Raw genomic sequence first — 24012 nt, 5'->3', positions numbered from 1 at the left:
AAAGGTGCCTGTCACCTAAATGGGGCGCTAACGTTCCCATATGGTGACAGGCACCTTGCCTACAATATTTTTTCATCTTCTGCTTTTCTACTTTCTCCATCTAACGCCCTAACCTGAGCTGCCAAATCATTTATTTTATCATTTAAAACTTTTAAGTATTTTTCGTCAATATTATCCTGTTTAGCTTGTTCTGCTATTTTTCTCATTTTCAGCAGCTTTTTCTCCATAATATCTAGCATTTGTTGCCTATACTTTACCCACTGAAGCTTTTCTTCCAATTCTTGCCTTAATTGCTCTTTTTGATTCATTACCAATTTTTACACCCCTAGGGTTATGCCATTACATCTAAGTGACTGCCTAAATTAGGGTCTACTGCAGAATTGCTCAACATTTCTGTCATACCAGCTGCCTTTTGTTCTCCTGCATCCATAGCAATTTTTGTAAGTGCTATACCAGCTGACTGCTGTACACTCGATTGGCTCATTGCCACTGATAGCGCTGCTATATCCATATTTATCCCTCCAATAATCTTTTATACTTACATTATCGTAAATTAGAAAAAAACATTTAGCAATATCTTCTTTTGGTGCCTGGCACCTTAAGGGAGCATTTATATCCCACTAAAGTGCCAATCACTAATTAGATTTGATATCTGAAAGTTGATATCCAGAAAATTCCTCATTGTACCTGAATGTATAAGTATAATGAAAAGTCTTAGTGCTAGGAGTAGTACTATCACTTTGATATATATTATAAACCTCCTCCGTACTTACAGTTCCAGATCTTTTATCATCACTTAAGTTATATGAGATTACATTAAAAGATTTGATATCTTCTTTTATGCCCTTTTCGTAAGTAGTTGCCACATAACTTTTTTGGTCATTATAAAGCGGGCTTCCAGGATACAGATAATTCTCAACATCTTCAAAATCACCGGTATTTACAGCTTGTGTAAAATAATAGGTATACCAATATATTAAATTACGCATTCTATACTGATCAACTTGCATACTAGTTTGAGATTGAGTAAAGTCAAGTTTTATATAATTATCATCTTTTTTCAGAATATAGTCGCTGCTTCTAAGTTTTTGCCCGTTTACAGCCGCAACACCATATACAGCTGAATTAACAGCCAGCGGTCCAAAATTACTAGCATCCTTTGCTTTAACTCCAGTATCCTTATTATTTAAAAATATCTCCGCATCTGGATAATCACTATTTATATTGACATAAGAAACATCCTTAAACACTTCTACATTTTCGCTGTCTTCGTTTGAATTCATAAAATCTATATCACGGGATTCATTTAAAGATTCATAGTTATTTTTGTAATCTGCATTAAGTTTATATTTCCCAGGAATAAAAGGGCCTAGCTGCTTGGAAAAATCCTTTGAATCACTTTTTGCTATTTGAGTACCATTTAGAGAAAATTGTACATCCTTTATTCCCGTTTTTACTGATATAAATGATGGCTTTATTCCTATCCTATAATCCTTAAAAAACAAATACTTCTTTCCTGTATAAACTATATCAAATTTGCCTTTGGAATTAAAATTTAAATTTCCACCAGATCTAGCTACTTCATTGTTTAATTGACTTACAACTTCATTTAAATAGGAAGGATTGTCCTTAAAATAATTAATTAAAGGTGCTACACTTTTTTCGTCTATTTTCAATCTATTATCACTGCAATAAAGAATATCCACTAATTGTCCTTTATTACTGGATGCAACCGCTTTTTGAAATTTTGAAACCACATTAGAAGGTTTGCTGGCTGAATTACCTATTAGAAAAGACACCAGTATTGTAATACATAAAATGCCTATTCCTATAACTACTGCCACTTTTTTATTCAATCCTAACTTTCTTCTAAATGTATCAAATATACTTTCATTTACTTCTTCGTCATTAAGATTTTCTTTAAACTGAAAATCATTATTTTGCTTATTTATAAGGTCGGTATTAAAAATTTGAGTATTCCCTACATCATCCTCTTGTCCCTTTTCTACTCCAGATTTATGTCCACATTTTGGGCAAAACATATCATTATCTTCTAATTTATTTCCACATTTAACACAAAATTTCACCTTAACGCCTCCTCATATACAAGTTTAAAAATGTTATAATTTTCGATTAATATTTTATTAAATTTATATTAACATATGTTAATAGTTTATTCTATATAAAAATGTTCCCATTAGGTGCCAGGCACCTAATGGGAACATTTCTATCCCTGTAATATTACAATCACCGAGCTCGTTAGCATGTTGCAGCTATTTTATTAGAATAGTATATTCTCTGATCTATATCTATGGGATTCTATGGCAAAACATTTAATTTAATAGTTGCAAAGCAGCATCTCTTGACAATCCAGATGACTGACATCTTAATGCATTATTTGAATCTTCTAATACATTTTTGAAATTTGCTATAGTCTGCTTTGCTGTGTCTTGATCAATATCTCCTAAACCACATTCTTCTAATATGATTTTAGAATTTCTTATAATCCGCCTTGCCGTATCTCCATCCATATCTCCTAAATCGCACAATTGTTTAACTGCCATATTTACTATCATATCCTGATACATAGCATCACCTGCAATACTTGACATTTGTTTTCTCATATTATCTGAATACTCATCTAAAGGCTTTATCAAATTTTTTTCTATTTTATTAGTATTCTTTAATATATTATCTATGCTTAAACTACCTTCAATACTGGTTCTTTTATTATCTGGATTGTATTTAATCATAGTATCATCCATACTTATCTTTAAAGGTTTTGTATCTATAATAATATTCGATCCATGACAAGTTTCTATACTAATTTCACTGCTTGAAGTTTTATTTTTGATTTCAAAACCTTCATTTATTATATTATCCATATTGTCTATTAAATCTTTTGCTTGTTTTTTTATATTCTCCTTATCTTCATCAGTATATTTATCGCTGTTGTATTTATCAGATAATTGTTTAAGCTTTTCGGACATATTTCTTAAAGAATCAACAGACTTATTTCTTTCTTGAATAAATGATACACCTTCATGTATGTGGTCTTCTGAAGTTTCCGCCTTCATTAATTGGGATCTAAGCTCATTTACCTCAAATGTATTAGATTCTTTAGAATACTTATTTGAAATACTTTTTTCTATCTGAGTTAACTTCTTATTTTTTTTACAGCATATATTAACTGATTTATTTTTAGACACAGCACTTGAAATCATCATAATTTATACCTTCCTTACCACTAAATGTTTTTGTACAGTAATAACTATCTCACATCACTACTTATGTTATCGTAATCTTAGGGAAATATTTAACAGGAATTTTAAGAACAAATTCAAAACTATATTTTGCCAATAAAAAACCAACCTCCAATCGTTAGATTTTAGGTCTAACTTTTGGGGGTCGGTTCAATCAGCTATTGGTGCTTTATATACCCAAAGAAATATTATTTTAACAGTTTAGTTCCCTCTATCCAACGTTCAGTTTCTCCAATTCCCTTCTCCAATGTATGTTCCGGCTCCCAATTTATAAGGTCTCTTGCCTTCTTATAATTGCACTTTAATTTCATAATTTCACTTTGAGGATAAATATGCTTTACATGTCTTACTTTAACTCTGTTTTTCGTAATAATTTGGGCTAATTCATTTATAGTAACATCTCTTCCAGTACCAGCATTAACTATCTGCCCATTAACTTTATCACAATACCCTGCCATTGCCAAAAATCGAGCACAATCCTTAACATATAGAAGATCTCTAGTCTGCTCTCCTGAACCATATATATTTATATCTCTACTGTGCAGTGAATTGTTTATAAATGCAGCAACTACGCCACCTTCTCCTCCAGTTTTCTGAAATGGTCCATAAGTATTAAAAGGCCTTACAACTACCGTTGGAAGTTTATATGCATTGTAATAGGAAAGTACCATATTTTCTGCTGCTATTTTGCTTCCGCCATAAGGTGACACAGGCTTTACTGGATGCTTTTCATCTATTCCTTCTTGCCCTGACACATCATAAACCATGCACGTACTAGTAAACACAACTTTACATGGATAAGTATCTTCATTAGGATCAAGTACCCAACCTTCTTCATCCATTTTTCCATTTCTACCAAACATTTGAATTCTAGCTCTCTCAAGTATATTAAAAGTACCTACTACGTCGTTATAAAAAGTAGTCCTTGGATTCTCAATGCTGTCTTGAACATTTATAGATGCCGCCAAATGATATACTATATCAAACTTTTCCTTAAATACTTCATCCAACTTATTTTCATCTCTTACATCTCCGCCTATGAATTTAAAACCAGAGTTATTTTTAAATTCCTGCAAATTCTCAATTCTTCCATTGGATAAATTATCAAAAGCTGTAACTTTATTCCCGTTCTCCAATAGTTTTTTTACCATCCAACGGCCAATAAAGCCAGCTCCTCCTGTGATTAATATGTTCATCATACTCTACCTCTTTCCTCATATAAGAATAATTAAGAGTTTCTGTGAACTCATTACTTCATATTATTTAATTTATTCTATAAAAGTACCTAATATCCTCTTGCATCATATAAATATGGCCTCGTCATACCTAATCATTGTTACTTCTTCAAACTTTCCAATAACAGGTTCTATTTCTTCTCCTCTTGCCATCATATTAAAGTATTTTCCATAATCAACTCCAGCTTTAAAAGTAAGGGGGACACCACCTCCCAAGCGTGGATTCACTTCTATATACTTTATCTTATCATCCTCTGTTACCTTGCATTGAATAGTATAAGGTCCTATTACTTTAATATTTTCCGTACTATCAACATCTTCAACCAAAGTTTTAATAAGCTTATAATTTTCCTTTATTATGGGGCCGTTCATTACAGTCCTACTCTTTGAAACTTCTCCTGATATTTCTTTTAAAAAATTCATATGTCTTTAATTTATTCTTACATATTTCTATTATTTTTTATTACTTAGTAAAAGAGTTATACCAACATAAGCAAATTTTTGTCTATTATCACATAAAGTATAAAATTCCGCTTCATGAAGCGGAATTTTATACTTTCCCTTTTACATATATCCAATAGAAAATCTATGTAATTAATATTATTAATTTTAGATATACTGTAAAATTTGTTTACAAAAGCTGTTGCTGGAGACATGTTATCTACATAATCTGTTCCTATTACAATGCAGCTATTTTTTAAATATTTTATGAGCTGAACTCTATCTCCTATATCTGTAATAAGTATTTTCATTATAAGCTCCCTTCGGTAAAATTCCACAAGTATATTTATTGATTTTACGAAATATCAAGCATATGCTTTGAAAACTTTTCTAAATCATGTATATGTTTCTCAATAATTTCTCTTACTATATCTAAATTTACAGTTTGATAATCATGAACAGCTATATTTATAAAACCAACCATAGATTTTAAATTATTCATAAGTTTTTCATCTACAATTTTATTTTCAAACAGTACTTCAAATGCATCTCTGCTGTTTTGTGGAATGCCAAGTTTTCTTTCAGAAACTATATGCATAGCTAAATCTATAGATGCCTCACAGTCTCTTTGAATATTCAAAATTATAGAATCTTGTTTAGTATAATTCTTTAAGTTTTCAGTATTATTATCATATTCTTCATTTATCCTTTTTATACATCTTTCAATAGCAGATATTTTATTCAATATCACATCATTCATATATTTTTCCTCTCTTTTTTATATTTTTTAGTACTATCTCTCTTTCTTCATTTAACGTAGCATAATCTTTAAATGCATACATTTCAAAATAAGCCCTTCTTTTATTATCACTGCAATATATTTTTTCGCCTTTAGCTATTACCTGAATTCTAAATACAGTAGATGCTTTTTTTAAGTTAATTAAATCAACATCCCTTTTTAATATATTTGCAAGTTTTTGTGCTAACATAAATATTTCATAGTCTGTAGTATTGCTATCACTAATAAAGGCAATATCAATATCACTGTCTTCTCTAAAAATTCCATTTACACTTGTACCAAATAAATATATTAAATATGGTTCTATATTTCCAGTAAGAAATTGAATTATCTTATTTACCTTATCTTTATCTATATTCAATTGACTCACACCTCACTTATATCTATTACCTATTTAAATTTTGCAATAATATTATCTATATAATCAAAATAACAGCTTTCAGACTACCTAATCTAGTTCATCTCTATAAATTAACATATACCTAATATTTAACAATAAACTTCAAATATGCTTTTTTTTCTGCTGTCTACCTCAATGTCAGTTTGATTTACTTTTCCTGCTTCAGCCTTAAGTTTTCTGAAGTCAAATATCAGAAGATATCCTGTATCCAAACTGTACTGCTTCAGATACTCCCCAAGCTGGACAAGTCCTTTTTCGTGGTACTCTTCACCATGCCATACTTTGAGCTCCACTATATACATCTTCTTATTGTAGGTTATAACTATATCAAAACGCTTTTCCTCTCCACCTTGAACTTCCTTAAAAGCAAATCCTATCCCATTTATTATAGGACTTATAAAAGCTAAAAAGAGAAGCCTGCCGTCTGCCTCCAAGAGGGCTTCTCTTTTCTCTGAATACTCGTGTTTCATAAATTTTTGAAATTTTATAAGTACCTTTTTTACATCAAGATTTCCATCCTCACTTATAAAATTTGACTTATAATTATATTTAGATATTTCAGCATATTCTTTATTTCTTATTACCTTCATCATCATGTGGTTATATATTAGCTGTTCATAAATTTTATTATTTACCTTGCAATTACCACCTTTTTCTTTTAGGATACCGTGTAATGTTCCTAAACTTACTATCTCATCACTTTTTACATATGTCATATCTTCTCCATCTAAAACTATTTTCCTTATAAAATCATATAGTTCATTGTTGTTTTCAATATTCTTAATCAGACTTTGAAAATTCGTATTATCATCATTTAAAAGTCTCTTAACAGCCATATCAATATATTCTTTTTCCCACTTAAGCTGACCTTCCTTCATTATTTTCTCATCTATTATCTTGCAAAGTTTACTTACAAGGAAGGGATATCCTGAAGTGTAGAAATAAAGTTTATCTGAAAAGTACTCTTTGTTAAGTTCTACACCTTTACTTTCCATATAATCATCCAGCATAGTCCCTATTTCTTTCTTTGAAAAGCTCATATCCACATCAAAATCCGAAGCTATATTCCAGGGACTGTTGTATTTATGATCTTCATCAGATCTTATTTTAAGCTTTAAGCTCTTGACGTCATGCACTCCTGCAAGTATTACACTGTGAAAGGTTTTGTCTTTTCCCACATTTCTGAGTAAATATTTATTTCTAAGCATTCCTAAGAAACTTAAAAACAATTGATTATTGCTGCTTTTATCTACCTCATCTATCATAAGTATTACTTTTTTATTACTCTTCATAACAAATTTAGTTATAGCTCTCGATAAATCCTTAAAGTTAATTACATTCCTTTTTTCCTCTTCTAAAAAGGCTGATAACGTTTCATGCTGGAAATATAAACTGTCAGCCATTATTTCTAAAAATGCCTTTACAAAGCTTTGTTCTTTCTCAAATATTAGATCTCCAACTCCCTCAAAGCTTATAGAAATAACAAAGTATTCTTCATTTTTATTCAAAGTCCTCTCAAGCATATATAAAGTTGTAGTTTTTCCATATTGTCTTGGTCTATTTATCACAAAATACTTTCCCTTTTCAATAAGCTTAAATACTTTATCCAATTTATTTGATATATCTACCATATAATGCATTTCAGGTATGCAGGTTCCCGTTACATTAAATTCCTTTTCCATAATTTAAAAACCACCTTTTTATAGATAGTGTTCATCTCCACAAAATTTCTTAATCTTCTACTTTTATTATAATCTATAACAATCATATTTTTCCATTATATACGGCATATTTTTATTATGGCCGCAAGAATATAATCTTATACAAACGTTTGTTCTTTTTAACAATTTAAGATACTAAAAAAGAACAGCCAATTAAAGCTATTCCTAATCTCTAAAATTTACATTTAGGGGGCTAAAGCACCTTAAGCCTGTTTCTTGCCTGCTCATAGTTACCACACATATTATAATATTCTATAGCTTTTTCTCTAAAACCAAGCACTTCATAAATAACCCCTATATTATAATACGAAATATATGTAGTTATTCCTTCCACCTTAGCATATGGAAACTTGGTACACTCTAAAAAGCTTTCTATTGCCTGTGTGAATTTAGCATTATTCATATATATTAGTCCCATAAGGAAATGAAAATCAGCAGACTTTGAGTAAATCTCAATACATTTTTCTAAAATAAGTGCCTCTGAATACCTATTGCTATTAATTAGAGAATATCCATAAGTCTCTACCAGATCCTCAACATACTCCAGTCTAAAATCTAAATTAAAAGATAAAGCCTTTTCAAAATATAATACAGAAGTTTTGTAATCCGTCAGCATATAATAGGACTTACCTAGTTGAAAATAAAGATAAGGATCTTCTGCGTTACTTTTCACTGCTATTTCCAATAAATCTATATTTCTTTTAAGTTTATCTGTTCTTTTTAATACTTCCTTTGTATAGCCTACATGCTCTGCAGTTATATCTAGCATATCTGTTTCATAAGTTTTACCATCTAAGGCTGTAATCTGTTCATGAATTATTCCTTCATAGTGAAAATAGTTTTTATTAAAAAGTCTATTTACCCTTTCTATATATTTCTTATTTCCACTCGAATCCTCCATTATATTAATTCTCTGAATCCTACCCACTTTATTTTTATTTGAAGAATTGTTTATAAATCTATCTATATTATATGTAGAGAACTGTGTTACAAACTCATCTGCATCTAAAATAAGTATCCAATCATTTAACGCTTTTGATATAGAAAAATTTCTAGCTTTGGAAAAATCACTGCACCACTTAAAATCATAAATTTTATCTGTAAACTCTAAAGCAATAGACTTTGTACTGTCTTTTGATCCAGTATCTACAATAACTATCTCATCCACAAAATTAGCTATTTTTGATAAACAATTTTTTAAATTTTCTTCTTCATTCTTAACTATCATACATAAAGTTAACATATTTTTACCCCTATAATTTATCACTTTAATCTGTTTTCAAAACCTTTATGCTTGGAACATCTAATGCTTGGCTCTTAAGTTATAAATTTAAGACGCTTAAGAAAACTTAGCAATAAACTTCCACTATCCTTTTCTTCCTATTTTCTATTTTAACATTGACTTCATTTGCTTTTTCTGTTTCTTCTTTAAGTTTTCTAAAATCAAATATTAAAAGGTATCCTTGACTTAATCCATACTGATCTAAATATTCTCTAAGCTGCATTAGTCCCTTTTTATGGTAATCTTCTCCACGCCATATTTTAAGCTTCAGTATATACATTTTTTTATTATAATCTATACCAATCATATTTTTCCATTATTAAAGCTATATTTTTATTATGATCATATAAAATTAATTTTATGCAAACATTTGTTCTTTTTATAATTATTTAGATATACTAAAAAGAGCAGCCAATTCAATGACTGTTCTAGAAATATTATTACATTATTTTACAGGTATCTGTTACTCAATTTTCATTTTGTCTGCTACTCTTTTAAGAATTTCTCCAAATCATTAAATTCATTAATATACACTTTTTTGATTCTTTCAACTATATTTTTAGCAGTTGTTTCATCATACATATGAGATGTTCTATTTCTATCTAACATCATCTCAATCCATAAGTCTCCATTAGATATTATTTTATGCTTAAAAGCCACTCTTATAGTGCTTCTTGGTGCTAAAGCTTCATCCAATATTCCTTGATCCTCTAGATAAAGCTTCATAACCTTCCAACTTTGCTCAAATGTAAATTCAAATCTCTGAATAATACCATCTACTATTATATCATCTGTAATATCTTTTTCTAAGGCTTCTCTTAATCTACTCAAGGCATTTATAAAATCATATATTCTTTCATCTAATCTCTTCATTATATATAACAACACCTTCTTTTAATATATTATCTATTAATTCTTTTTTGCTAAGCTCATTAATGGATAATATATCAAAGCTTAGGCATGTATTTAATTCATTTACATCCATATTTATTTTTGCTAAAATTAAATGAGTTACACCTTCTCCAAATATGCATAAATCTATATCGGAATTGTACCTATTATCTCCTCTAGCTCGTGACCCAAATAATAAAACTTTTTCAATTTCTGCATATTTGCTAAAAATTGTTTCTAACTCAATTTTCAATTTATCATCTATCACTTTTAATCACCCGTACTAAAAATATTCAATTTTTATCGATTATATTATATGATTATTATTTTAATCCTTCTTTACTTATATTATATCATAATCATATTATTAGCAATAAACTTCCACTATCCTTTTCTTCCTATTTCCTATCTTAACATTAACCTCATTTACTTTTCCCACTTCATCTTTTAGTTTTCTAAAGTCAAATATCAGAAGATATCCCTGATCTAGACTGTACTGCTCCAAGTATTCTCCGAGCTGGACAAGTCCTTTTTCGTGGTACTCTTCACCACGCCATATTTTAAGCTCCACTATATACATTTTCTTATTATAAGTTATAACTATATCAAACCGCTTTTCCTCTCCGCCCTGCACTTCCTTAAAGGCAAAACCTGTTCCATTTATTATTGGACTTATAAAAGCTAAAAACAAAAGCCTACCGTCTGCCTCCAAGAAGGCTTCTCTTTTTTCTGAATACTCATGCTTCATAAATTCCTGAAATTTTATAAGTACCTTTTTTACACCTAAATTACCATCTTCATTTATAAAATTTGACTTTTCGTTGTAAAAACCCACATCAGTTGAAGTCTCTATTAAAGAACTCATATAATCATATATAAGCTGCTCATATATTCTATTATTTATTTTTAAGCTATTATTTTTACTTTTAAATATTCCATAAAGCATTCCCATATTTATAATTGGATTACTTATATTATAATTAATTTTATTTCCGTCTATTATTAAATCCTTCACCATTTCCTTCAATTTACTGTTGTTTTCAATGTTTTTAATAAGGCTTTGAAAATTCGTATTATCATCATTTAAAAGTCTCTTAACAGCCATATCCATATATTCTTTTTCCCACTTAAGCTGATCTTCTACCATTATCTTTTCATCTATTATCTTACAGAGTTTGCTTACAAGGAAGGGGTATCCCGAAGTATAGAAACGGAGTCTATCTGAAAAATACTCTTTATCAAGTTCTACACCTTTATTTTAACATAATCATCAAGCATTGTTCCTATTTCTTTTTTTGAAAAGCTCATATTCACATCAAAATCAGATGCAATATTCCAGGGGCTGTTGTATTTATGCTCTTCATCAAATCTTATCTTAATCTTCTTCTCAAGGAAGCTCCTGCTCAATTCTTCGCATGAGTAAGCGATCATCTCAAAATCATAGATTTTGGATGCCTGCTTAACATCATGCACTCCAGCAAGTATCACGTTGTGAAATGTTCTGTCTTTTCCTGCATTCCTAAGTAAATATTTATTTCTAAGCATTCCCAAAAAGCTTAAAAACAGCTGGTTATTGCTGCTCTTATCCACTTCATCTATCATTAAAATTACATTTCTATTAACTTTTACAATAAATTTTGTTATTGCTCTTGATAAATCTTTAAAATTTGCTAAATTCTTTTTTTCTTCTTCTAAAAAAGATGCTAAATTTTCATGCTGTAAATATAAACTATCAGCCATTATTTCCAAAAATGCTTTTACAAAGCTTTGTTCCTCCTCAAATATCAAGTCTCCAACTCCCTCAAAGCTTATGGAAACAACTAAATAATCTTCATTTTTATTCAAAGACCTCTCAAGCATATACAAAGTTGTAGTCTTTCCATATTGTCTTGGTCTGTTTATTACAAAATATTCTTCATCTTCTATGAAATTCATTATCCTTTTTATTTTATCAGAAATGTCTACCATATAATGTTTCTCCGGTATGCAGGTTCCCGTTACATTAAATCTCTTTTTCATAATTTTAAAACCACCTTTTTATAGATAGTATATATCCACAAAATTTCTTCATGTTCTATTTTATTATAATCTATAACAATCATATTTTTCCATTATTAAAGCTGTATTTTTATTATGGTCATAAAAAATTAATTTTATACAAACATTTGTTCTTTTTATAATCATTTAGATATACTAAAAAGAGCAGCCAATTCAATGTATATGTCAAGTGAAATTTAGGTCATCTGCTCATTGAATTTTAGGTCACTAATTATAAGACGTTACACCTATGAATTTTCATAGGTGCTAAGTTTTAGCATTGACTAAGAGACTCACGAAGTCTATAGGAGTCACCTGTCATGTCTATGATATGTGCTTTGTTTGTAAGTCTGTCTACCATAGCACTTGTTATAACTGGATCACCAAATATTTCTTCCCATCGATCAAAGAATAAATTGGTGGTTATTATTATTGATTTTCTTGATGCCCTTAAAGAAAGATTTGTAAAAAGCGGCTCAGCACCTTCTTTATCAAAAGAAATATATCCAAGTTCATCTGCTATTACTAAGTCATACTTTTCAAATCTACGTTCAAAATAAGTTAATGTTTTCTGGCTGTTACATTCCTTAAGTTTAGTTATTAGTAATGGAATAGTGGTAAACAACACTTTGTATCCTTCCATACAAGCTTTTATACCTAGTCCTATACTTACATGTGTTTTACCTGTACCTGGATTACCTACTAAAATTACGTTTTGACCTTTTTCTATAAATGTAGAGTACTGGGTTCAGGAAGCTTTTTCTGCATACCTTCAGGCAAATATCTTACGTCAATATCATCAAGGTATTTTCTATATGGAAACTTTGCATTACTTATCCGGCACTCAACTCCACGTTTATCTTTTTCATCAATCTCAAGCAGCAGTAGTTTGTGCAAAAATTCTTCATAATCTCTGGATTCCTCAATAACTTCCTCAAAGTGGTCATGTATTCCTCTGAGTTTGAGTATATTGCAGAATTCTTTAATCTCTTATTGAATTTTATTTTCATCCCTACACCGTCCTTTCAAGTTGTAGATTAGCAAGGTTATTGTACAAAGAAAGGCTTGCCCTTGACTTTTTCGACAGGACATCTGTATAGTCTTTCTTAGTACTACATTTAGTTTGTGAAGCATAATCGCAAATAGCCATTACTTTATCTCTACTCATATCCAGTGGTGATATTTTTTCTAATTTTATTAAGGCATCGGCAACATCATCAACGCCTCTTTCATAGATAATCTCTAAAACTTCTAGAAATGTTTTTGCATCTTTGCTATAATATTTGTTGAATATGTTTTGTATTTTGGTGTTCTCTTGAAGCAGTGCTGTGCTTTTATGTAGGTCACCTGGTTTTTTATATAGAGTTTTAAGATAATGTTTAAGCTGAATATTCCAGCTGTGATTAAGATAATTTCTTTTATGAACTGCAACAATGATATTTTTATGATAAATAACAATTTTATCTGTATATACTTTAACTAGCAGCATTTTTCCAACCAGGAAATCAGGTACTGAATAATGATTTTGACTTATTATAATAGTTGAATATTTGTCTACTCTATATTCTAAGGCAATACAACTTTCAAATATAGGCAAGCGTGGGTTTAAATACATTTTTCCCTGATGAAATACCTCTAATGGAACTGTATCATTAGAAATAGGTTTACTATTTATCTGCATACAGCATTCTAATAGATGATTGTTAGCATCTGAAATAGAATCAAAACATTCCTTAATTTTAAATGCCTTTCTTCTTACAAATTCAACGCTTCTCTCTACATGTCCTTTCTCATTGCCAGTAGCAATGTTGCAAAATCGAAAATTGAATCCGTAATATATAGAGAGTTCCATAAGGGCTTTTGTTGGTTCTTTTTCATAGGTCCGACAAACTTTCTAACTGCAACTTTCATATTGTCATAAACCATACTTCTAAAAGAACCCTGACAGCGTTCAAAAAAATCAGCATGTGACTGTTGAAATGCTGGAGTATCCTGTGATTTAAACAACATTGCAAACCGATAGTTGCTTTTAGCAGCAGTAAATACTGCCATTTGATATTTTTTAAATCCTTCTTCACCTATATTAAGTTTAACTTCTCCCCAGTCAAATTCACACACATCACCATAATCATATTCCTGGCGAATAAAGGCTTCCTTGTGTCTTTCACATATCTCTTTTACGTAAGCGTCAAATAAGAAGTTGGATAGAAAGTGTTTAAAAAATGTGAGATAATCTTCTAAAATAAGTTTTAAAGTTTTTCAAGTTAACTTGAAAAACTTTAATAGGAGATTTTAAATGGATGTACAAAAAACAACACAGGATTATAGAATGAATAAATGGATTAAGACTATACGTGAATGCATGGACAGTGGAGAAAATGTATCTTCTTGGTGCAGGAATAATGGAATTAAGACAAACAGTTATTACTACTGGCTAAGGAAAATACGTGCGGCTGCCTGTAAAGCACTGCCTTCAATAAACAATCAGGAACAAATAGTTCCAATGGATATGTCCAAAATATCTAATGTCATCTCTACAGATACAGCTTATGTTTCTTCAGAAACATCTCAAGCTGATGTTATTGTCCATTTAGGCTCTGCAGTACTTGAATTTCACAACAGTGCTTCAGAAAGTTTAATTCAAAATATTATAAAGGTGCTCAAAAATGTTGGGTGATATCTCAAAAGCAGCGAAGATATATATTGCAACTGGATATACAGATATGAGAAAATCCATTGATGGACTTGCCGCAATTGTACAGCAGAATTTTGAGTTGAATCCATTCCAAAATAGTTTATTTTTATTCTGTGGTCGGAAAAGAGACAGAATGAAGGCATTATATTGGGAGGGTGATGGCTTTGTACTTCTTTATAAAAGATTAGAAAATGGATGTTTTCAGTGGCCCAGGATGCACAGGCAGTAAAATGCATAACTCCCCGGGAATTTCGGTGGCTCATGGAAGGACTGTCATTGAATCAGCCGAAGGCTGTAAAAAAGGTAGATGTACAAAATGCCCTCTAGTGTCAGAGAAATCTGAAATCATGCGGTTTTATAGAAATTCATGGTATAATAATAGATATAAAAAATAGTAAAGGAACTGTCTCAATTATGTATACCAAAAATGAAATTCTAAAGCTTAAAAATCGCATAATACAACTGGAGAAGGAGAATAAAACTCTCCATGAGACAGTTGAATTTTTAACACACAAGTTATTTGGCAGGAGCAGTGAAAAAACATCTGTAATTGCAGGTCAGATAAACCTTTTTAATGAAGTAGAAACAGAAAGCAAGCCGTCTGCGCCAGAACCAACATTACAAGAAGTAGCAAACTACCGACGTAAGAAATTCAATGGACAACGGGCAGAACTTCTAAAAGATATTCCCCATGATACAGTAATTTGTGGTCTTGAAGAAGACGAACGTTTCTGTGAAAAATGTGGAACATCTCTAGTAAGCATTGGCAGAGAATTTATTCGCACAGAATTAGAATTTATTCCAGCAAAAGTTCGTGTTATTGACTATTACCGGGAATCTTACGAATGTAGGAAATGCAGAAAAGAAGGGTTACCTTATATAGAGAAATCACCAATGCCGTACCCTGTAGTACAGCATTCAATGGCTTCACCATCTACGGTTGCCCATATCATGTATGAGAAATTTGTAGATGCTCTTCCACTATACCGTCAGGAGAAAGAATGGGAGTCACTGGGGGTAAAGCTAAGCCGTGCAACAATGAGTAACTGGATTATGGTTGCAGCTAGAGATTGGCTGATACCACTTACAAAATTGATGCACCAGAAACTTATTGAAGAAAAATATTTGCATACAGATGAGTTATGTGTAGCACAACATAACTCATCTTATGCAGAGTTAAATATTATGTAGAGTTAATAGTAATGAGTACTGGATATTCTAGAATTTTAGAAATTATTTAAACAATTAGCTCTACATAACATTTTTATGTCTATACTTCTAATAGGAGGTGCATAAAAATGCAAATTAAAAATTCCACTAAACTACTTCTAAAATATGATGTATATGCAAGACTTTTAAAAGATTATCTTTCTTTGGATGAGTTTAATAATTTATCGCCATTAACAATTTCATCCAGAAGGCTAACCATAGTATCATTTATGAATTATTTAGGTGATAATGGCGTAGCCAGTATATACAATTGTAATCAAAAAAATGTAACCAACTATCTTATCTCTATATGTAATTTAGCTTCTTCTACTATAAGCGGAAGAACATTTATTCTTAGGCATTTCTTCAATTACCTATATAATGCTAGTTATATTATGTATTCAGGCAACGAATTTTATCATTTTATTCACCTAATGAAATTAGACGGTTAATCAGTTCTGTTGACAGAACAACTCTGTATGGTAAAAGAGATTTTGCTGTCATACTTTTAGCAGGAGAACTAGGAATCCGTTCAGGTGACATTGTTCGGCTAAAATTATCTAATATACACTGGGAACATAATACAATAGAGTTTATACAGTATAAAACTAAAATATTCAATCAGTTGCCTTTATTGGAAAATATAAAGTATGCATTACTGGATTATCTTAAAAATAGTAGACCAGATACTAAATCAGATATTATTTTTATAGGTATAAGGAATGGCGGTCGTCAACTGACAAACACATGTATACACAGGATTGTTTCAAAATATTTTATAAAGTCTAATATTGATATTTCAAAGCGTAAACATGGCCCTCATGCCATGAGACATTCCCTTGCAAGTAACTTATTACACAACAATACCCCTATGCATATAATAAAAGAAGTATTAGGTCATTCCAATCTGAATACAACTAGAATGTATCTTAATATAAATATTGATGCACTTAGAACAGTTTCTCTGGAGGTGCCTTATGAAACAGAATGAAATATTCCACTTTCCTAAGATTTACTGTGATATTGCAATGGAGTATGTAAATTACAAACATTCGCTTGGATTCAAATATCCTTTAGGTGAGCAGGGAAAATTAAATTCCCTCTTGAAATACATATATAACTATTCCAAATCTGAACCCAAATATGAGATGTCACAGGAATTAGTTGAAAAATATGCTGTTAGAAATACAAGTGATAGTAAGCATCATCTTCATGCAAAACAGTCAACTATACGTCAATTTGCCATTTTTCTTAATCTAAAAGGTATTCCTGCATATATATATCCAAAAGAGCTAGTAAAAACTTCTGAAGATTTTGTCCCATACATCTTTACCATTGAAGAAATACAGAAGATTATATATGCTGCTGATTGCATTAAGCCAAACAAGAATAAATTTGTTAACACCCCTCTTATTTATCCTGCAGTCATACGAGTGTTATATGGATGTGGCTTACGAATAAGTGAAGCTCTTTCATTAAAATTCACAGATGTTGACTTAGAAAATGGAATTCTTGTCATCATGAATGGCAAAAATAATGTCTCGCGCTTAGTTCCAATGTCAAAATCACTTCAACAGTATCTAATTGCATATGAATTTAAAGTGAATCGGCGAGAAAATCCTTACTTTTTCCCAGCACTACACAATGAGATGTATTCTCCTTTGACATTTCGTAATCAGTTTTATAAATTCCAGAAACAGGCAAATATATCATGGAAAGTATCCCCGAGTGCATGACCTAAGACATACATTTAGTGTTCATGCATTAGAACAGATGGTTTCTCAGGGGAAAGATCCATATTGTGCATTACCAATATTAAGCACATACCTTGGACATAAAGGTATAGAATCTACTGAAAAATATCTTCGTCTAACAAAACAATATTTTAAAGATATTCTCCAGTACAGCGCAGAAGATGCAGAAAATATCTTCCCGGAGGTATGAGCATGCATAAAAAAGATTTTTCATATTATGTTACAAGATATTTTACAAACTATCTTGATAGAGAAGCAGGCTTTTCACCTAATACAATCAAATCATATAGAGATACTTTTATACTCTTCTTTCGATATATTGAACTCTTCAGAATTTGCAAAATTAACAAGTTAAATATGGATATTTTATCTGCTGATAATGTTAATGACTTTCTAAACTGGATTGAAAAAGAAAGACAATGTACTGTTAGCTCAAGGAATCAACGCCTTGCAGCTTTGAAATCATTCTGTATTTATGTCATTCGAGAAAATCCAGAAAAAAGTGACATATGCCAACAGGTTTTAGGCATACGAGCTAAAAAAGCAACTCAAAAATCTATAGGCTATCTTAATATAGAAGCTATTTCCTATCTTCTGAAGATGCCAGACAAAACTTCTGATAGAGGAATACGTGATTTAGCACTGCTTGCATTGCTTTATGAAACTGGATGTCGAGTTCAAGAAATCATTGATTTAAAAATTGGAGATATATCATTCCGTATTCCAAATACTGTTGCATTAACTGGTAAAGGGAATAAGATAAGAGTTGTTCCCATTAGCCAACAGGTATCTGAAATCATAAAAAATTATTTAAGTATTTCAACCCGACATAATTTTGAAGAAAATATATTTGTCAATAGATTGGGTAACCCACTTTCAAGATCAGGAGTTGCTTATATTCTTAATAAATATGGGGATATGTCACGAAAAAATAGATTAGACCTTTATCCATACAAACTACATCCTCATATACTTAGACATTCAAAAGCTATGCATCTGCTTGAAAATAATGTTAATCTAATATACATTCGTGACTTCTTGGGGCATTCCTCAGTAACAACAACAGAAATCTATGCTAGGTGTAATCCCGAACTGAAACGAAAATATATCGAGGAAGCCAGTAATTTTATAACAGAAACCGTCCAAGATTATTCAAAAACAGAAAAGAACGATTTACTGGAATGGCTCCGTAAAAACATCTAAATATTATGTAGAGTGGTTAAGCTTACCCATGCCTATATATCCAGCTCAACCATTTTCTACTCTACATAATATTTAACTCTGCATAAGATGAGACACCTGTACAGGTACTTATGGAACCTGGAAGGAAAAACGCATCTGAATCCTATATGTGGGTATATAGTACGTATGCAGGCAGCCAGACACCTATAAGGTTGTTTGATTACAAGCCTTCAAGAAGTGGAAATTGTCCACAAAAATTTTTAAAAGGTTTTAAAGGATACCTTCATACCGACTGTTATAGTGGGTACAATAAAGTACCTGAAGTAATAAGATGCCTGTGCTGGACACATCTTAGAAGGTATTTTGTTGAAGCACTTCCTAAAGACATAAAAAGTCCAGAAGCTACACTTCCGGCAATAGGAATTGACTTTTGCAATAAACTCTTTTCAGAAGAAAAACTACTTGTGAATCTTACACCTGAGGAGCGAAAAACGAAGCGTCTTGAAACGGAAAAACCGATTCTTGAGGCCTTTTGGAGCTGGGCTAATTCTATAAAACAGAGCTGTCTTCCAAAATCAAGGCTCGGTAAGGCAGTAGATTATGCAGTAAAGAATAAAGAAGGATTTATGAACTATCTAATGGATGGAAATTGTGCCATTTCAAACAACCTATCAGAAAATAGCATAAGACCATTTACGATAGGAAGAAAAAACTGGCTTTTCAGTGGAAGTCCAAGGGGAGCTGAAGCCAGTGCAGCAGTTTATAGTATAATTGAAACGGCTAAAGCTAACGGCCTTGAGCCCTATAGTTATCTCAAGTTTTTGTTTAAAAATTTACCAGGTGTTCAATTTGGAGCACATCCAGAATTCCTGGATGAATACCTGCCATGGGACCAATGGGTTCAATCTTCATGTAAAAAGAAAGCATAATAAATTACGACCATTTTAATAAATGGTCGTTTATTTTTTATGTTTATACACTGGGTAGTTTATCGCTTACTTTGTTCTCCCAGAAACGGATGAAACGGATAGTTTAAAACCATCCGTTTCTGTAAAGAACACCAATAGACGCTCAGGTTGCTCCTCAGCATTGCCTTATCCTGCTATTGGTAAGTATATTATCGACTAAAATTGGAGATGATATACAAATAATATTATCCATAAAGTATATTGCCTTGTAGTAACATTATTCTACAAACTTTTTGATTTAGAATTATTAGCCTAAAGAAAGAGAATACACAAAATTATTTTCACGGCCTTTCTGGAAGAACATCTACCATGGAATCCCCCCCGTGGGTTCAATCCTCCTGTAAAAAACAAGTAGCAAGTTATGACTATTCTAACAAATGACCATTTATTTTTACAGGTATATATAGCATATTTCACTGCCTACTCTAATACTAAAACTTGTACCCATTTAATCTTAACAATATCCACCTTTTGTTACTGGAAAATGATGATTCAAGTATGATAAAATTATAAATTTTGTTCAATTCATCTAAAAATGGATAATGATTCACATCATCTATTAAAATATACGCATCAGATTTTAGATAATTATAAAACAAAACATAACTTAAAGAGCGCCCATTACCATGCGGACCATCAACAATCATTGCATCAATGCTACCTTCTTTGCTAAACATTGATTTTTTTATATTATAAAAACAATTATGTACTCGGGTATTTTTATATTGGTTTTCTGGAATTTCAGTTGAATATTTACTCCAAATTCCAATTGAATTTTTAGGATATGAAAACATACAATTCCATATATTATCATCAATAGTGTATAGCTTACATACATTAATATTTATTTTACCATTATAGTTTACTTTTTTTCTTACTTCATTAGCCCAATATCCGTCATGTTCAAATGTATTAATATTTAAATTTAAATTTGATATATCCATAAATTTATTCCAGAATAAAGTTGATTGCCCACTGCCCAATTCAATTATGTTATATTCACTTTTTCGTTTGCTAAATAAATAACCACATAAATATCTTAATGAACTTTTAGATAAAGCCCAACCTCCAAAACCATTATCTAATGTTTCAACGCATTTAAAAGTTTTTTCAATCTGTGAGCAATATTCAGAATTGACTCTTAGCCAATATTGAGCTTTCAATTCTTCAGCATAATTTCCTTCACTATCAAATACATATTTATAATTTTTAATGTATAAACTTTCATCACACTTTAATTTCTCATAAATATTTTTTATGAGGCAATCTAAATCTTTATCTTTACCTTTATATTTTTGAATATATGACATTGCAACTTTATATTCACCGCAATTACTAAGTACATATCCTAAATTATAAAGAGTATCAATATTTTCTTCATTAATTTCATAAGCAACCATTAAAAGTTTTAATGCCAAATCTACCAATTTAGTTTCATAAAATTTCACAGCAATATAATCTAATAATTCTTCTTTTTTTACAGTTCTATTTACAATTATATTAATTAAATCATTAATATTTATTTCATTCTTATTTATTAAACTGATAATTTGCTGCGTATTATCTATGACATCTTCTTCCTTATCCATACTATTAATTATAGTAAATAATTTATTTGTGGTATAATTCGTTCTAATGTCATAAACTTTATCATAACTTTTAGGATTATTCTTGTTTTTAATATAATTCATAACAACATTTTTGTTTATAGCTGGTTTACTTTTATCTATTTCACCAGTATACTTTTCCATCACTTCTGTAATATACTTTGCTCTTTCTGTATACGTATGATGTTTTAGTGCCTCATTATATCCAGATTCCGCTATTTGATTTCTTTCTTTACTATTTCTTAAATAATATTCTATTGCTTTGTCTATTGCTTCTACATCACCTGTTTCTACTTCCACATAGTCTTTCCCAGAGATAAAAGGATTTTCAGTTGAAAGCTTTTCACTTATTAAAAATGCACCACAACCAAGTGCCTCAAATACTCTTGTTTCAGTATCAAGATTTTCAAATGTATGAAGATTAAGCACAATTTTAGCTCTATTAAAATATTTTGTCATTTCTTCACCAAATGCTTGTGTATATACTATATTAAATTTTTTTTCTAGTATCTGAATTATTTTTTCTCTTCTTTTTGAAGGTGTACCTACAAAAAGAACATCAATATCTTTCAATGTACTAGGCATTTTATATTGCATCATTTCATCAAATCCATTTACCAAAACTGATGTGTTACTTCTACTAAGCCATTTATAATCTTCTACGGCAAAGTTTAAACACCTATTAGTATGAACAAATATGTGTTCAAACTTTCCTGATGTTAAAAGCCTATCCTCATCCCTACACGATACAATTGGTTCTGATGCCCAAAAAAACTTAGGTCTATTTACAGCTTTTAAAAGTTCTATAGGAAACCAATCTCCTCTTTGAAGTAATAATACATCAAAATCACCAACTTGCAATAACTTTTCTCCCAACTGATCTCTGTATTTTCTATAATCAAGTGTAATGGTTTTATGTCCATTTTTTATAAATCCTCTGTTTACAAAATACTCAGCTCCCCATCCTGCATTTTGTTCTATAACACTTATATACAATATTTTCATTTCAATTCACCTTCATTTAATCTATCAAGTACTTTTGTAATATAAAAATTTTCTTTGTCAAGTGAATATTTGTCCTGAATAAACTTTCTATATTCTCTAGAATCATATTTTTCTTCTGTTATCATTTTTACTGCTTCATCAACAGAATTAAATATATACTTTTTATCATAGTGGTCTTTTATGCCTTCACAATTATGTAAAATAGGCTTTATACCGCTTACCATACTTTCTGCAGCTGCAAAACATAATCCTTCATCAATACTTGATATAACCATATAATCTATTTTTTTAAACCACTCAATCTTTTGCTTTTCATTCTGCCATCCTTCAAAAACTACACTTTTATCAAGTTTATATTCCTTTATAAAATACTGAAAATATGCTAATGTTCTCGCATCTTGAAATTGGCCTGCTATATACAACTTATATCTTGAATCAATATCGTGCAATTTTTTAAATATATCAAGAGTTAATGGTATATTTTTTTTGAAATTTATATATCCTAAATATCCTAAGTTGTAACCTTTCTTTTTTATATTTAATGGATACTTGTCCACATTAATTCCACAAAATACTGTATGGATTCTTAAGTTTCCCTTATCTATATTTCTTGTATTTTCTTCAAATATTCTTCTAATATGCGGAGCCACAATAATCAAATCATTAACATTCTTCCAATTTGGTTCCCTAATAAAATCAGAATACACTTCATATCCATGAATTCTGCATATTATTTTCTTTTCTTTTGCAATTAGCAGTTTGCTTCCATAACCAACTAGTTCATCACACCACTCAAACCAACATATATCAGCCCACTGCATACCTTCATCAATCTGTTTATAATTTGTAACTCTTATATGTCTTGTTTCATATTCTTCAGATAATTCATTTATTATATCCCATATAAACTTGTCATCACCTTTATCAAAAAAGATTATTTTCTTTCTATCATCTATTAACTTAGTGTTATGTTCCTTTTGTATTTTTTTCATAATTTGATTGATTTCTTTTACCGCATTTTCGTCACCGCAGTTATGTAAAGCCCTATTATAATACCATAATGCTTGTCTAAAATTCTTCTTTTGCTCATATATATATCCTAGATTATAGTTCAAGTCGAAATTACTTTCATCAATATTTAATCCTTCTCTAAGCACTTCTTGTGCTTCATCAAACTTGTTTTCCATTATAAGAATAACTGCATCCATAGAATACGCTTCGATATCACCCTTATCTGTACCTTTATACTGCTCTACAATCTGCCTGGCATCTTTTAAATCATCACTATCTATAAGCTTTTGTATATTATCTTTTAATTGTTTTTTTAATAAATCCATATCATTTTTCATTTGATCTTCCACCTTGCATAATCTCATATAATATGTAGTAATTATATTTTATTTAATAATAAAAGTATCGACTAATGAACCTACTTTTTTCTTCCTACTGCAAAACATACTAAATTTATTAGTTACTATAACTTTATCTGTGATTTCTACTAATCACTAGTAATTAATTCTAAA

General features: G+C 30.3%; 25 protein-coding genes and 4 pseudogenes. 9 read left to right on the top strand and 20 right to left on the bottom strand.

The features are described from left to right. Window positions 1-59: 59 nt before the first annotated feature. The 18 genes and pseudogenes from CLAU_RS15145 to CLAU_RS15060 form a co-directional block, all read right to left on the bottom strand. Complete coding sequence (locus tag CLAU_RS15145) at window positions 60-308, bottom strand: hypothetical protein (RefSeq protein WP_029170099.1); 249 nt, start codon at window positions 306-308, stop codon at window positions 60-62. A 23-nt stretch (window positions 309-331) separates the two neighbouring features. Further along, window positions 332-511, bottom strand: coding sequence for a YjfB family protein (locus CLAU_RS15140; protein WP_023163002.1), 180 nt, complete (start codon window positions 509-511; stop codon window positions 332-334). Between the two features lie 124 nt (window positions 512-635). After that, entirely contained in the window at window positions 636-2087 is a 1452-nt protein-coding gene (locus CLAU_RS15135; protein ID WP_023163001.1) for a zinc ribbon domain-containing protein, read from the bottom strand. Window positions 2088-2333: 246 nt separating this feature from the next. Continuing rightward, a complete protein-coding gene (locus CLAU_RS15130) occupies window positions 2334-3227 on the bottom strand; it encodes a hypothetical protein (RefSeq protein WP_013237666.1) in 894 nt (297 codons plus the stop codon). A 224-nt stretch (window positions 3228-3451) separates the two neighbouring features. Further along, window positions 3452-4459 carry a dTDP-glucose 4,6-dehydratase gene (locus CLAU_RS15125; RefSeq protein ID WP_029170100.1) on the bottom strand — a complete coding sequence of 336 codons (1008 nt, stop codon included), beginning with the start codon at window positions 4457-4459 and terminating at the stop codon, window positions 3452-3454. 105 nt (window positions 4460-4564) lie between these two features. After that, a complete protein-coding gene (locus tag CLAU_RS21245) occupies window positions 4565-4921 on the bottom strand; it encodes an ATP-grasp domain-containing protein (protein WP_023163000.1) in 357 nt (118 codons plus the stop codon). A 56-nt stretch (window positions 4922-4977) separates the two neighbouring features. Then, entirely contained in the window at window positions 4978-5250 is a 273-nt protein-coding gene (locus CLAU_RS21240) for an ATP-grasp domain-containing protein (RefSeq protein ID WP_023162999.1), read from the bottom strand. A 44-nt stretch (window positions 5251-5294) separates the two neighbouring features. Next, window positions 5295-5699 carry a type VII toxin-antitoxin system HepT family RNase toxin gene (hepT, locus tag CLAU_RS15110; RefSeq protein ID WP_023162998.1) on the bottom strand — a complete coding sequence of 135 codons (405 nt, stop codon included), beginning with the start codon at window positions 5697-5699 and terminating at the stop codon, window positions 5295-5297. Then, window positions 5692-6099, bottom strand: a complete 408-nt coding sequence (gene mntA / locus CLAU_RS15105; RefSeq protein ID WP_013237661.1) for a type VII toxin-antitoxin system MntA family adenylyltransferase antitoxin — start codon at window positions 6097-6099, stop codon at window positions 5692-5694. The genes hepT and mntA overlap by 8 nt, the downstream gene beginning before the upstream one ends. A 128-nt stretch (window positions 6100-6227) precedes the next feature. Then, window positions 6228-7820: a P-loop NTPase family protein gene (locus CLAU_RS15100; protein ID WP_023162997.1), complete on the bottom strand. Its 1593-nt coding sequence runs from the start codon at window positions 7818-7820 to the stop codon at window positions 6228-6230. 232 nt (window positions 7821-8052) lie between these two features. After that, entirely contained in the window at window positions 8053-9102 is a 1050-nt protein-coding gene (locus tag CLAU_RS15095) for a glycosyltransferase (protein WP_023162996.1), read from the bottom strand. A 106-nt stretch (window positions 9103-9208) separates the two neighbouring features. After that, a pseudogene (locus tag CLAU_RS15090) lies at window positions 9209-9445 on the bottom strand (AAA family ATPase); the annotation flags it as partial. Window positions 9446-9627: 182 nt separating this feature from the next. Continuing rightward, window positions 9628-10014, bottom strand: coding sequence for a nucleotidyltransferase substrate binding protein (locus CLAU_RS15085; protein ID WP_013237657.1), 387 nt, complete (start codon window positions 10012-10014; stop codon window positions 9628-9630). After that, window positions 9998-10300, bottom strand: a complete 303-nt coding sequence (locus CLAU_RS15080; RefSeq protein ID WP_013237656.1) for a nucleotidyltransferase family protein — start codon at window positions 10298-10300, stop codon at window positions 9998-10000. Before CLAU_RS15080 ends, CLAU_RS15085 begins: the two co-directional genes overlap by 17 nt. A 99-nt stretch (window positions 10301-10399) precedes the next feature. Continuing rightward, window positions 10400-12051, bottom strand: a pseudogene (locus CLAU_RS15075) (AAA family ATPase). Between the two features lie 292 nt (window positions 12052-12343). After that, window positions 12344-12778 (bottom strand): ATP-binding protein, encoded by a 435-nt coding sequence (locus tag CLAU_RS15070; RefSeq protein WP_250613044.1) that lies wholly within the window; start codon window positions 12776-12778, stop codon window positions 12344-12346. A gap of 303 nt (window positions 12779-13081) precedes the next feature. Next, on the bottom strand, window positions 13082-13921 hold the full coding sequence (locus CLAU_RS15065) for a Mu transposase domain-containing protein (RefSeq protein WP_023162993.1): 840 nt from the start codon (window positions 13919-13921) through the stop codon (window positions 13082-13084). Further along, the gene (locus tag CLAU_RS15060; RefSeq protein ID WP_051154306.1) at window positions 13846-14187 is read right to left on the bottom strand and encodes a hypothetical protein; all 342 of its coding nucleotides are present in this window, start codon (window positions 14185-14187) and stop codon (window positions 13846-13848) included. The genes CLAU_RS15065 and CLAU_RS15060 overlap by 76 nt, the downstream gene beginning before the upstream one ends. 178 nt (window positions 14188-14365) lie before the next feature. On the opposite strand from CLAU_RS15060, the gene tnpA reads away from it, so the two are divergent. From tnpA to tnpC, 9 genes and pseudogenes are all read left to right on the top strand, one after another. Continuing rightward, window positions 14366-14746, top strand: coding sequence for an IS66 family insertion sequence element accessory protein TnpA (tnpA, locus tag CLAU_RS15055; RefSeq protein WP_013237649.1), 381 nt, complete (start codon window positions 14366-14368; stop codon window positions 14744-14746). Then, window positions 14736-14993 (top strand): IS66 family insertion sequence element accessory protein TnpB, encoded by a 258-nt coding sequence (tnpB, locus tag CLAU_RS15050; protein WP_013237648.1) that lies wholly within the window; start codon window positions 14736-14738, stop codon window positions 14991-14993. The genes tnpA and tnpB overlap by 11 nt, the downstream gene beginning before the upstream one ends. Before the next feature lie 185 nt (window positions 14994-15178). Then, a pseudogene (locus CLAU_RS15045) lies at window positions 15179-15925 on the top strand (transposase); the annotation flags it as partial. Window positions 15926-16062: 137 nt separating this feature from the next. After that, window positions 16063-16425, top strand: a complete 363-nt coding sequence (locus CLAU_RS15040) for a site-specific integrase (RefSeq protein WP_013237646.1) — start codon at window positions 16063-16065, stop codon at window positions 16423-16425. Then, window positions 16386-16964 (top strand): tyrosine-type recombinase/integrase, encoded by a 579-nt coding sequence (locus CLAU_RS20120; RefSeq protein WP_081442036.1) that lies wholly within the window; start codon window positions 16386-16388, stop codon window positions 16962-16964. Before CLAU_RS15040 ends, CLAU_RS20120 begins: the two co-directional genes overlap by 40 nt. Then, window positions 16951-17709, top strand: a complete 759-nt coding sequence (locus CLAU_RS15030; protein ID WP_013237644.1) for a tyrosine-type recombinase/integrase — start codon at window positions 16951-16953, stop codon at window positions 17707-17709. The genes CLAU_RS20120 and CLAU_RS15030 overlap by 14 nt, the downstream gene beginning before the upstream one ends. After that, window positions 17702-17917, top strand: a complete 216-nt coding sequence (locus tag CLAU_RS21005) for a site-specific integrase (protein ID WP_013237643.1) — start codon at window positions 17702-17704, stop codon at window positions 17915-17917. Before CLAU_RS15030 ends, CLAU_RS21005 begins: the two co-directional genes overlap by 8 nt. Before the next feature lie 2 nt (window positions 17918-17919). Next, window positions 17920-18930 (top strand): tyrosine-type recombinase/integrase, encoded by a 1011-nt coding sequence (locus CLAU_RS15020; protein WP_023162990.1) that lies wholly within the window; start codon window positions 17920-17922, stop codon window positions 18928-18930. A gap of 86 nt (window positions 18931-19016) precedes the next feature. Beyond that, window positions 19017-19838: pseudogene (gene tnpC, locus CLAU_RS15015) on the top strand (IS66 family transposase); the annotation flags it as partial. Window positions 19839-20308: 470 nt separating this feature from the next. Here the strand turns inward: tnpC and CLAU_RS15010 are convergent. Together CLAU_RS15010 and CLAU_RS15005 are read right to left on the bottom strand one after the other, a co-directional pair. Further along, a complete protein-coding gene (locus CLAU_RS15010) occupies window positions 20309-22489 on the bottom strand; it encodes a glycosyltransferase (RefSeq protein ID WP_013237640.1) in 2181 nt (726 codons plus the stop codon). Continuing rightward, the gene (locus CLAU_RS15005) at window positions 22486-23838 is read right to left on the bottom strand and encodes a glycosyltransferase (protein ID WP_023162989.1); all 1353 of its coding nucleotides are present in this window, start codon (window positions 23836-23838) and stop codon (window positions 22486-22488) included. The genes CLAU_RS15010 and CLAU_RS15005 overlap by 4 nt, the downstream gene beginning before the upstream one ends. Between the last annotated feature and the right edge of the window lie 174 nt (window positions 23839-24012).

Source organism: Clostridium autoethanogenum DSM 10061 (assembly GCF_001484725.1).
Classification (GTDB): domain Bacteria; phylum Bacillota; class Clostridia; order Clostridiales; family Clostridiaceae; genus Clostridium_B; species Clostridium_B ljungdahlii.
Note: the sequence above shows the minus strand (reverse complement) of the source record. Positions and strands in the feature narration are given on the sequence as shown.

Coding starts and splice junctions, on each gene's coding strand:
- CLAU_RS15145 (WP_029170099.1), bottom strand. CDS start 308: ATGAATCAAAAAGAGCAATTAAGGCAAGAATTGGAAGAAAAGCTTCAG.
- CLAU_RS15140 (WP_023163002.1), bottom strand. CDS start 511: ATGGATATAGCAGCGCTATCAGTGGCAATGAGCCAATCGAGTGTACAG.
- CLAU_RS15130 (WP_013237666.1), bottom strand. CDS start 3,227: ATGATGATTTCAAGTGCTGTGTCTAAAAATAAATCAGTTAATATATGC.
- CLAU_RS15125 (WP_029170100.1), bottom strand. CDS start 4,459: ATGAACATATTAATCACAGGAGGAGCTGGCTTTATTGGCCGTTGGATG.
- CLAU_RS21245 (WP_023163000.1), bottom strand. CDS start 4,921: ATGAATTTTTTAAAAGAAATATCAGGAGAAGTTTCAAAGAGTAGGACT.
- CLAU_RS21240 (WP_023162999.1), bottom strand. CDS start 5,250: ATGAAAATACTTATTACAGATATAGGAGATAGAGTTCAGCTCATAAAA.
- hepT (WP_023162998.1), bottom strand. CDS start 5,699: ATGAATGATGTGATATTGAATAAAATATCTGCTATTGAAAGATGTATA.
- CLAU_RS15100 (WP_023162997.1), bottom strand. CDS start 7,820: ATGGAAAAGGAATTTAATGTAACGGGAACCTGCATACCTGAAATGCAT.
- CLAU_RS15095 (WP_023162996.1), bottom strand. CDS start 9,102: ATGTTAACTTTATGTATGATAGTTAAGAATGAAGAAGAAAATTTAAAA.
- CLAU_RS15085 (WP_013237657.1), bottom strand. CDS start 10,014: ATGAAGAGATTAGATGAAAGAATATATGATTTTATAAATGCCTTGAGT.
- CLAU_RS15065 (WP_023162993.1), bottom strand. CDS start 13,921: ATGGAACTCTCTATATATTACGGATTCAATTTTCGATTTTGCAACATT.
- tnpA (WP_013237649.1), top strand. CDS start 14,366: ATGGATGTACAAAAAACAACACAGGATTATAGAATGAATAAATGGATT.
- tnpB (WP_013237648.1), top strand. CDS start 14,736: ATGTTGGGTGATATCTCAAAAGCAGCGAAGATATATATTGCAACTGGA.
- CLAU_RS15040 (WP_013237646.1), top strand. CDS start 16,063: ATGCAAATTAAAAATTCCACTAAACTACTTCTAAAATATGATGTATAT.
- CLAU_RS15030 (WP_013237644.1), top strand. CDS start 16,951: ATGAAACAGAATGAAATATTCCACTTTCCTAAGATTTACTGTGATATT.
- CLAU_RS15020 (WP_023162990.1), top strand. CDS start 17,920: ATGCATAAAAAAGATTTTTCATATTATGTTACAAGATATTTTACAAAC.
- CLAU_RS15010 (WP_013237640.1), bottom strand. CDS start 22,489: ATGAAAATATTGTATATAAGTGTTATAGAACAAAATGCAGGATGGGGA.
- CLAU_RS15005 (WP_023162989.1), bottom strand. CDS start 23,838: ATGAAAAATGATATGGATTTATTAAAAAAACAATTAAAAGATAATATA.